Here is an 8,989-nt window from a genome sequence, read left to right on the forward strand (position 1 = left end):
AGGACAGCAGCAGCGTGACCAGCTCGCCGTCCGTATCGACCGTCCCGGCGCGGACTTCATCGAGCACGCTTTCCAGCACGTGGGTGAAGGCGACGATGTGGTCCAGGCTGAACAGGCCGGCCGAGCCCTTGATGGTGTGTGCGGCGCGGAAGATGGCGTTCACCGCTTCCAGCCGATCCCCATGGCGGCCCAGCGCCAGCAGCGCGTTCTCCATGTCGGCCAGCAGGTCGCGGCACTCCGCGATATAGGTTTGCAGCGCGTCGTCGAGGTTCATGCCACGCTCCTGCCGCCGCCGTTGCCGCCGGCCGCCATCAGCAGCGGATCGCCGAACCAGCCGGCCAGGTCCATCAGCTCGAAGACTTCCAGCACGGCCGGACTGTGAGCCACCAGGCGCAGCTGGCGCTGCAGCTGCAGCGCGCTGCGCCTGGCCAGCATCAGCAGCTGCACGCCGGCGGTGTCGATTTCGGTCACGCCGGCCAGGTCCACTTCCAGTGCATGGCCGCCAGCGTGGGCGCGGCTGACGGCGGCCAGCAGCGCCGCCTTCAGGTCGGCGGCGCGGTAGATGGTCAGCTCGCCTTCGATAAACAGCAGACCCGGATCGATATCCCCTGGCATGGCCGCTCCCGCTGCTTAAGGCAGGCAGAGTTTTTGCACGGCGCCCAGCAGCACTTCGGGCTTGAAGGGCTTGACCACCCAGGCCTTGGCGCCGGCCGCCTGGCCTTCGCGCTTCTTGGCCTCCTGCGATTCCGTGGTCAGCATGATCACCGGCGTAAACTTGTGGCTGGCCTGCTGCTTCAGCTCGCGCACGAAGGTGATGCCGTCCATATTGGGCATGTTCACGTCGCACACGATCAGGTTGACCTTCTTCTCGCCCAGCTTGCTCAGCGCAATCTGGCCGTCGGCCGCTTCGATCACGTCATAGCCCGCGCTCTTCAGCGCGATGCCCACGACCTGCCGCAGCGAAGCCGAGTCGTCTACCACCATAATGGTCTTGGCCATACCTACTCCTTAAAAAAACGTAACTTCATCGGCCGGCGCGGGCAGCGCCGCCGGCTTGGCGCGCTGCGGGGACGCGGACGGCGGCGCCGGCGGCGCGGCCCGGCTGTCCAGCGCATACTCCTCGGCCATGGCATAGGTTTTTTCCAGCTCGGCCAGCAAGCCGGCGGCATCCAGCGGCTGCAGGCGGCGGTCCTGCTCGAAGCCGGCGCAATGCCGTTCCAGCGCCGCGCGCAGCAAGTCGATGTTCTGCTTCACATGGCTCATGATCTGGGTCACGCGGTCCTGGAACTGCAGCTGCACCAGCGCCTCGCCCACCTCGTACTGGATGCCGACGCTTTCTTCCTTCAGCAGATTGCTGGACTGGACCAGCGCGTCGGTGACACCGCGGAAACCGCTCAGTACACCGGCAATCGCCTGTTCGGACACGCGCATCGACTCTTCTTCCAGCGCGCCCGACTGCTGCGCCGCCTGCGCCGTGGCGACAATGGCATTGCTCACCAGGGCCACCTTTTCGGCGATGCGGCGGCCGGTATCGGCCGACTGGTTGGACAGCATGCGCACTTCCTTGGCCACCACGGCGAAACCGCGTCCGCGCTCGCCGGCGCGCGCCGCCTCGATGGCCGCGTTCAGCGCCAGCAAATTGGTCTGGGCGGCGATACTGGCGACGTCGGCCGCCATTTCCTTCAGTTCGCGCACGAACAGGCCCAGGCCGTTCACCTTGTCCAGCATGGCGGCCTTGCTTTCGGTGGCCGAACGCAGCGAGGCGACCACGCCTTGCAGCTCGCGCTCGCTGTTGGCAAACACCGTCACCAGGCCGTCGCCACCGTCCATGGACGCGGTGGCGACGCTGGCGGCGCCCACGGCCTGGTCCAGCCGCTCCACGATGCCGCCGAAACGGCCGGCCAGCGCGGCCACCGCCTCATCCATCTGCGCAATTGAATTCTCGATATGGCGCGACCATACCGGCGCGACCGACACGCCGAGCGCGCGCTGCCCTTCCAGGTAATCGTCCACCGACTGGTTGAAGGTGCTTTGCATGGCGTTGAAATACAGCCCGCTGGCGTAGCCGCAAGCCACCAGCAGCAACACGGTGAGGCCGCCGGCCAGGCTGAAACCGCTGAAGGCCAGCACCGCGAACGCCGCCAGCAGCGCCAGCGACAGCGGAAGGAACAGGCAGGCATGGCTGCGTACGAAATTTTTCACTGCCGGGATTCTCCTGGGGATACGCTGCCCGTCCAGCCGGGTGAAGTCGCCAGCAAACTGTATCCACCAGGGAACTGCCTGTAACCTGTACTTTGGTACAGTGTGGAATTCCTGCATGCACCAAAGTACAAGTTACAGCGGCCCGCCGCTGCCTTTAGAGTGGGTCATGGCTAGAAATAACGACATCATCGACATCTTCCTGCTGCCCGGCGAATACTTCGTGGGCGGACCGGAATACCGCATCCGCACCCTGCTCGGGTCATGCGTGTCGATTACCCTGTGGCATCCGGCACGGCGGGTCGGCACCATGTCGCATTTTTTGTTGTCGGCGCGCAACTCATCGAAGGATCCGGGCTTGAACAGCCGTTACGGGGAAGAGGCGCTGGAACTGATGCTGGCCGAATTGCGCGCCATGGGGGTGGACCCGGCCGAGTGCCAAGCCAAGATATTCGGCGGCAGCCAGATGTTCCCGGGGCGGGACGACCAGAAGGCCAGCAACATCGGGCGCCAGAACGGCGAGGTGGCGCTGCGCCTGCTGCGCGCGCACGCCATCCCGGTGGTGTCCGAAAGCCTGTACGGCGTCGGGCACCGCAGCATCATCTTCGATATCCGCAGCGGCAATGTGTGGAGCCGCCAGGCGCAGCCGGAGGAAAGCGCTTCGGCTGCCGGCAAGCCGGCGCTGCGGGAACCGAAGTTCGCCGAGGCCAGGCCGGGCGACAGCAAGGCGGGCGAAACCGCTACGGGGCTCCCGCGCTGTGCAGTCTTGACTTGAGCCGCCGCACTTCCTCGCACAAGTCCACCACCAGCGCCGCCAGTTCCTCGTCGGCCTCGAAATCGCGCTCCACGCGCAGCAGGTGGAGCGCGCGCCGCAGTTCGCCGCTGGCGAAGCGCCACGCGTGCGGCGGGGCCGCCGTGGCCGCGCCTGCCGCGTCCACCACGATAGGGGCCGCCGTCACGCTGCAGAGCAGCGCGCCGCTGCTGACATGGCGCACCACCCAGTCCGGCTCCACGGCGCAGGCACGCGCCAGCTCTTCCAGTGTCAGCGCAGCCTCGTCCAGCAACTCACCATGAATCTGCATAATCAAGCTCCCATGCCGGCGCGCGGGTTGAAGTCCAGCTCGCGCGCCATGGTTTCGTACAGCTGGCGCGCGCGCTCGGTGTCGGCGGGCGGCAGCACCAGTTCCAGCATCAGGTAAAGATCGCCGCCGGCCGCGCCGGATTGCGCCTGCGCGCGCGACGGCGGAATGCCGCGCCCCTTCAGGCGCAGCTTGCGCCCGCCCTGCGACTTGGGCGGCACCGCCACCGTGACGCGGCCGGACGGCGTGGGCACGTCGATTTGCGCACCCAGCGCCGCCTCCCACGGCGCCACCGGCACCGTCTGGTAGACGTCGCGTCCTTCGATGCGGTAGCGCGCGTGGTGGCGGAAGCGGATTTCCAAATACAGGTCGCCGGCCGGCGCGCCGCCGCTGCCCGGATGGCCCTGGCCGGACAGGCGCAGCTGCTGGCCTGCGGTGATGCCTTGCGGGATGTTCACGTCCAGGGTGCGCTCGCGCGTGACGGTGCGGCCGTGCGCGTCCTCCTCCTGCAGGCGGACGCTGACGGTGCGGCTGGCGCCGTGGTAGGCGTCGGCCAGGTCGATTTCCAGCGCGGCGTGGCTGTCCCCGCCGCGCTGCTGCATCGGCCGGCCCCGGCCCCGGTTGCCGCCGATATTGGCGAACAGGTCGGCGAAGAAGTCGCTGTCGAAGCCGGCGCCGCCCGGCGCGCGGCCGCCGCCCATGCCGCCCATATTGCCCCAGTCCGGCGGCGGATGGAATTCCTGGCCGGCGCGGTACTGGCCGTTGTTGCCCAGCGCGTCGTAGGCGGCGCGTTTTTCCGCGTCGCCCAGCACGCCGTAGGCTTCGTTCAATTCCTTGGTTTTCTTGTCCGCGTCCGCTTCCTTGCTGACGTCCGGATGGTATTTGCGCACCAGCTTGCGGTACGCCTTCTTGATCTCGTCGGCGCTGGCGGTCTTGGAAACGCCAAGCGCATGATAGTAGTCCTTGTATTCCACGATGGAGTGTCTCCAGGCAGCCCTGTCAGGTCCAGATTACAAGGAATCGCGCGCGGCCAGCGCGCGATTTGAACCGTTGGCCGGCCTGCCAGGAGCGCGGTTGGCCGCGGTTAGCGGATACGGCGCAGCGACGACGGCTTGTCGTTCATCGGCCCCAGGTTGTCGTAGCGGCCCGGGCCGTAGACGACGCACTGGCCGCCGAAGTTGTCGTGTTCGCACAGTTGCCACTGGCCTTCGTGGATGACCATGGAACTGGCGCGGTCGTTGAAGTCGGTGGCGCGGAAACTGCGGGTTTCGCCCTGGAAGGACACGCGGCGGCCTTCAAAGCGCGCGTGTTCGAACAGTTCGATCGGGTCGGGGCGGTAGCCGCCCTGGCGGTCATCGTGGCGGTCGCGCCATTCTTCGCGGCGCGCCTCGCGGCGTTCGTCGCGATCATCGCGGCCGTCACGGTCGCGGTCGCGGAACCCGCCGCCGCCGCGTCCGCCACGCTCCACCTGGCGCAGCGAGGAAATGCTGTTGTTGAAGCGGCGCAGGTCGTTGTGCTCGCCGCGCTCGAACACGGCGCAGTAGCCGCCGAAGTCCTTGTGCTCGCAAACTTCCCACACGCCCGAATGCACCACCAGGCTGGAAGTGCGGTCGTTGAAGCCGGCCGCGCGCAGGTCGCGCGCACCGTCGCGGATGGTCACTTCTTCGCCGCGGAAATTGTCGCGCGAGAACAGCGTGATTTCGCCGGCCTGGGCGGCGGCGAACTGGCTCAGCAGGGCGGCCGCGCAGGCCAGGGTCTTGATGCTAGTGCGTTTCATGGGTCTTAGCTCCGTAATATTCTTCTCATCCAGCGGATCGATGCCTTCTATCAACGATTTAGCTGGAGCATCAGCCTACACGACTGTGTAACAAATTCCTACTGCACCGAGTAGAATCGTTGCTTTAGTCCTAAGATTTCCTCCCCATGCCAACCACTTTCACCCTCTCCAGCATCCGCACCGAAGCCGCCGCCCTGTGGAAGCTGGCCTGGCCGGTGCTGGTGGGGCAACTGGCCACGGTGGGCATGGCGGTGGCCGACGTGGCCATGACCGGCCACGCCAGCGCCAGCGAACTGGCCGCCGTGTCGCTGGGCGCGTCGATCTGGTCCATCATCCTGGTCACCGTCAGCGGCACCATGATGGCGATTAACAGCGTGGTGGCGCACGAGGTGGGCGCCGGCGCCTTCGGCACCATCCCGCACTCGGTGCGCCAGGCCCTGTGGAAGGCGCTGGGCGTGGGCGTGATCGCCGCGCTGCTGGCCAACCTGGGCACCTTGCTGTTCAACCACCTGTACCTGGCGCCCGAGATCAATGCGCGCGCCTCGCTGTTCGTGCACATCATCAGCCTCGGCCTGCCGCCGTTCGCCGCCTACCGCGCGCTGTACGGCTATTCCACCTCGATCAACGAGACCAAGCCGGTAATGGTGATCGCCCTGCTCGGGCTGGTGTTCAACGTGATCGTCAACTGGCTGCTGATCTTTGGCCGCTTCGGCCTGCCCAAGCTGGGCGGCGTCGGCTGCGCCGTGGCCACTGCCGGCTGCATGTGGCTGATGCTGGGCGCCATGATCCTGTGGATACGCCACGCCCCCGCCTACCGCCAGACCTACCCGTTCACGCACTGGGAATGGCCGCACTGGCCGGAAATCCGCAGCATGCTCAAGCTCGGCCTGCCGATCGGCGTCACCTATTTTGCCGAAGTGAGCGCCTTCGGCGCGGTCAGCCTGCTGGTGGCGCGCTTCGGCGTGGTGGAAGTGTCGGCGCACCAGATCGCGCTGAACTTCGCCTCGCTGGTGTTCATGGTGCCGCTCAGCTTCGGCATCGGCCTGATCACGCGGGTCGGCCAGGCCATGGGCGAAGGCAACCCGGCGCGGGCCCGCTTCGCGTCCTGGGTGGGGGTGTCGATGTCGCTCATCTTCGCCTTGCTGTCGGCCCTCTTCATCGCACTGTTCCGGCACCAGATCGCCGCCGCCTACACCTCCGACGCGGCGGTGCAGGCGCTGTGCGCCCACCTGCTGCTGTTCGCCGCGCTGTTCCAGCTGTCCGACGCGGCCCAGGTGGCCTGCTCCTGCGCCATCCGCGGCTACAAGGTCACGCGCCAGCCGATGCTGATCCAGCTGCTGGCGTTCTGGGTCTTCGCGCTGCCGCTGGGCTACCTGCTGGGGCTGGCGCCGCCATGGGCGCCCTTCGTTCCCGCCGCGCCCATGGCCGCCAGCGGCTTCTGGATCGGCCTGGTGCTGGGCCTGACCATCGCCGCCGTGCTGCTGACCGGCTTCCTGAACCGGCTGTCGCTGCAGCGCCTGCACGCCTCCGCTTGAGGACGCTGCGCGCGCCGAATGAACCACGGTTTTTCGGCGCGTTTTCCAAATCCAAGCAATGCGGCACTCTGGTATTGTCTTGCCCACTTGAACATTTCGGGATCTTCCATGCGCTTTATCCTCTCCTTCCTGGCACTGGCGGCGGCCATGCCCGCCTACGCTGAACGTTTGACGCTGGACCGCATCTATGGCGACCAGGCCCTGGCCGGCGCCGGCGTGCGCAGCCTCAAGGTGTCGCCCGACGGCGCCCGCGTGACCTTCCTGCGCGGCCGCGACGACAACCAGTACCAGCTGGACCTGTGGGAATTCAACATGAAGGACAAGACCCAGCACCGCCTGGTGGACTCGAAGACCCTGGTGCCGGAAGAGAACCTGTCGGACGCGGAAAAAGCCAAGCGCGAGCGCGAGCGCACCGCCAGCCTGAAAGGCATCCTGAGCTACAGCTGGTCGCCGGACGGCAAGCAGCTGCTGGTGCCGATCGCCGGCAACCTGTACCTGATCGACACCGCCAAGCCGGACGCGGCGCGCCTGGTGGCGTCCGGCGCCGTGCTGGACCCGAAGATTTCGCCGCAGGGCCGCTACGTGTCCTTCGTGCGCAGCCAGAACCTGTTCGTGATCGAGCTGTCCACCGGCAAGGAGCGCCAGCTGACCACCGACGGCGGCGGCCTGATCCACAACGGCGAAGCCGAGTTCATCGCCCAGGAAGAAATGGGCCAGCGCACCGGCTACTACTGGGCGCCGGACGACAGCGCCATCGCCTACAAGCGCTACGACGACAGCCCGGTGCCGGTGGCGCGCCGCTTTGAGATCTACGCCGACCGCACCGACGTGGTCGAGCAGCGCTACCCGGCAGCGGGCGACCCCAACGTGACGGTGCAGCTGAAGATCGTCTCGCCGGTGAGCGGCGAGACGCGCGACGTCGACCTCGGCAGCAACCCGGACATCTACCTGGTGCGCGCCGACTGGAGCGCCAACAGCAAGGCCCTGCTGTTCCAGCGCCAGAGCCGCGACCAGAAGACCCTGGAACTGATCTCGGTGGACGCCGCCTCGCTCAAGCAGCGCGTGCTGATCACGGAAAAAGCCGACACCTGGACCACCATCCACGACGACCTGCGCTTCCTGAAAAACCGCGACGCCTTCATCTGGTCGTCCGAGCGCAGCGGCCGCAACCACCTGTACCTGTACAGCCTGGACGGCAAGCTGCTGCACGCCATCAGCAAGGGCGAATGGGGCATCGACAACGTGCTGGCGGTGGACGAGAAGGCCGGCAAGGTCTACGTCGCCTCCAACCGCGACGCGGTGGTCGACAAGCAGACCTATGTGCTGGCCCTGAACGGCAGCACGGCCGACAAGCCCAAGCGCATCACCCAGGGCGACGGCTGGCACGACGCCGCGTTCTCGCGCAACGGCGAAGTGTTCGTCGACACCTATTCCGACCCGAGCACGCCGCCGCAGGTCAGCATCCGCCGCCCGGACGGCAGCATGGTCGACTGGCTGGAACAGAACGAACTGAACGACAAGCACCCGTACGCCAAGTTCAAGGCCGACCACCTGCCGACCGAGTTCGGCACCCTGCCCGCGAAAGACGGCCAGACGCTGCACTACGCTATCATCAAGCCCTACAAGTTCGACGCCAGCAAGCGCTACCCGGTGTACCTGTCCACTTACGGCGGCCCGCACGCGCAGCACGTGGCGCGCAAGTGGGGCAACTACTTCGACCAGTACATGGCGCAGCAAGGCTTCGTGGTGTTCCGCCTGGACAACCGCGGCTCTTCGCGCCGCGAGCGCGTGTTCACCGACGCCAACTACAAGCGCCTGGGCACGGTGGAAGTGGAAGACCAGCTGGCCGGCGTAGAATGGCTGAGCAAGCAAAGCTACGTGGACGCCAAGCGCATCGGCGTGTTCGGCTGGAGCTATGGCGGCTTCATGACCTTGCGCCTGCTGTCGCAAGCGTCCGACAAGATCGCCATGGGCGTGTCGGTGGCGCCGGTGACGGACTGGAAACTGTACGACACCCACTACACCGAGCAGTTCATGAGCACGCCGAAGGACAACCCCGAAGGCTACAAGCAGAGCAGCATCTACGCCCACGTGGACGGCCTGAAATCGCCGCTGCTGCTGGTGCACGGCATGGCCGACGACAACGTGCTGTTCACCAACACCACGCGCATGATAGACGCGCTGGTCAAGCGCAATGTGCACTTCGAGCTGATGACCTACCCGGGCGCCAAGCACGGCATCTCCGGCACCACCAGCCAGCGCCACGTGTACGGCAACATCGAAGCCTTCTTCAAGAAGAACCTCAAGCCCGAAACGATTCAGTAAAGAAAAAAGGGGTCAGGGTTAATTATCCGTACGGATAATTAACCCTGACCCCATATTGCTGCCTGGAAGCCCGC

The 8,989-nt window shown here is 66.4% G+C and carries 10 protein-coding genes; 3 read left to right on the top strand and 7 right to left on the bottom strand.

The genetic code is table 11. From position 1 onward, the window contains the following. The 4 genes from AC6H42_RS02005 to AC6H42_RS02020 all read right to left on the bottom strand — a co-directional run. Positions 1-274: Hpt domain-containing protein (locus AC6H42_RS02005; protein WP_497547307.1), on the bottom strand; the 274-nt coding region annotated here is incomplete at its 3' end. Further along, positions 271-615, bottom strand: coding sequence for an STAS domain-containing protein (locus AC6H42_RS02010; protein ID WP_497547308.1), 345 nt, complete (start codon positions 613-615; stop codon positions 271-273). The genes AC6H42_RS02010 and AC6H42_RS02005, both read right to left, overlap by 4 nt. A 15-nt stretch (positions 616-630) precedes the next feature. Next, entirely contained in the window at positions 631-999 is a 369-nt protein-coding gene (locus AC6H42_RS02015; protein WP_057158941.1) for a response regulator, read from the bottom strand. Positions 1,000-1,008: 9 nt separating this feature from the next. Then, positions 1,009-2,202: a methyl-accepting chemotaxis protein gene (locus AC6H42_RS02020; RefSeq protein ID WP_057158942.1), complete on the bottom strand. Its 1,194-nt coding sequence runs from the start codon at positions 2,200-2,202 to the stop codon at positions 1,009-1,011. A 166-nt stretch (positions 2,203-2,368) separates the two neighbouring features. Here AC6H42_RS02020 and AC6H42_RS02025 point away from each other — a divergent pair, with 166 nt between their 5' ends. Then, positions 2,369-2,974: a chemotaxis protein CheD gene (locus AC6H42_RS02025; protein WP_200954132.1), complete on the top strand. Its 606-nt coding sequence runs from the start codon at positions 2,369-2,371 to the stop codon at positions 2,972-2,974. On the opposite strand, the gene AC6H42_RS02030 is transcribed toward AC6H42_RS02025, so the two are convergent. From AC6H42_RS02030 to AC6H42_RS02040, 3 genes are all read right to left on the bottom strand, one after another. Continuing rightward, on the bottom strand, positions 2,940-3,281 hold the full coding sequence (locus AC6H42_RS02030) for a hypothetical protein (protein ID WP_057158943.1): 342 nt from the start codon (positions 3,279-3,281) through the stop codon (positions 2,940-2,942). The genes AC6H42_RS02025 and AC6H42_RS02030 overlap by 35 nt on opposite strands. A gap of 2 nt (positions 3,282-3,283) precedes the next feature. Then, entirely contained in the window at positions 3,284-4,252 is a 969-nt protein-coding gene (locus AC6H42_RS02035) for a DnaJ C-terminal domain-containing protein (RefSeq protein WP_497547309.1), read from the bottom strand. Positions 4,253-4,362: 110 nt separating this feature from the next. Then, entirely contained in the window at positions 4,363-5,055 is a 693-nt protein-coding gene (locus AC6H42_RS02040; RefSeq protein WP_057158945.1) for a beta/gamma-crystallin, read from the bottom strand. Between the two features lie 146 nt (positions 5,056-5,201). On the opposite strand from AC6H42_RS02040, the gene AC6H42_RS02045 reads away from it, so the two are divergent. After that, complete coding sequence (locus AC6H42_RS02045) at positions 5,202-6,590, top strand: MATE family efflux transporter (protein ID WP_497547310.1); 1,389 nt, start codon at positions 5,202-5,204, stop codon at positions 6,588-6,590. A gap of 108 nt (positions 6,591-6,698) precedes the next feature. Then, positions 6,699-8,915 (top strand): S9 family peptidase, encoded by a 2,217-nt coding sequence (locus tag AC6H42_RS02050; RefSeq protein WP_497547311.1) that lies wholly within the window; start codon positions 6,699-6,701, stop codon positions 8,913-8,915. Positions 8,916-8,989: the final 74 nt, after the last annotated feature.

It is taken from the genome of Massilia sp. NBRC 108631 (assembly GCF_059704565.1).

Coding starts and splice junctions, on each gene's coding strand:
- AC6H42_RS02010 (WP_497547308.1), bottom strand. CDS start 615: ATGCCAGGGGATATCGATCCGGGTCTGCTGTTTATCGAAGGCGAGCTG.
- AC6H42_RS02015 (WP_057158941.1), bottom strand. CDS start 999: ATGGCCAAGACCATTATGGTGGTAGACGACTCGGCTTCGCTGCGGCAG.
- AC6H42_RS02025 (WP_200954132.1), top strand. CDS start 2,369: ATGGCTAGAAATAACGACATCATCGACATCTTCCTGCTGCCCGGCGAA.
- AC6H42_RS02030 (WP_057158943.1), bottom strand. CDS start 3,281: ATGCAGATTCATGGTGAGTTGCTGGACGAGGCTGCGCTGACACTGGAA.
- AC6H42_RS02040 (WP_057158945.1), bottom strand. CDS start 5,055: ATGAAACGCACTAGCATCAAGACCCTGGCCTGCGCGGCCGCCCTGCTG.
- AC6H42_RS02045 (WP_497547310.1), top strand. CDS start 5,202: ATGCCAACCACTTTCACCCTCTCCAGCATCCGCACCGAAGCCGCCGCC.
- AC6H42_RS02050 (WP_497547311.1), top strand. CDS start 6,699: ATGCGCTTTATCCTCTCCTTCCTGGCACTGGCGGCGGCCATGCCCGCC.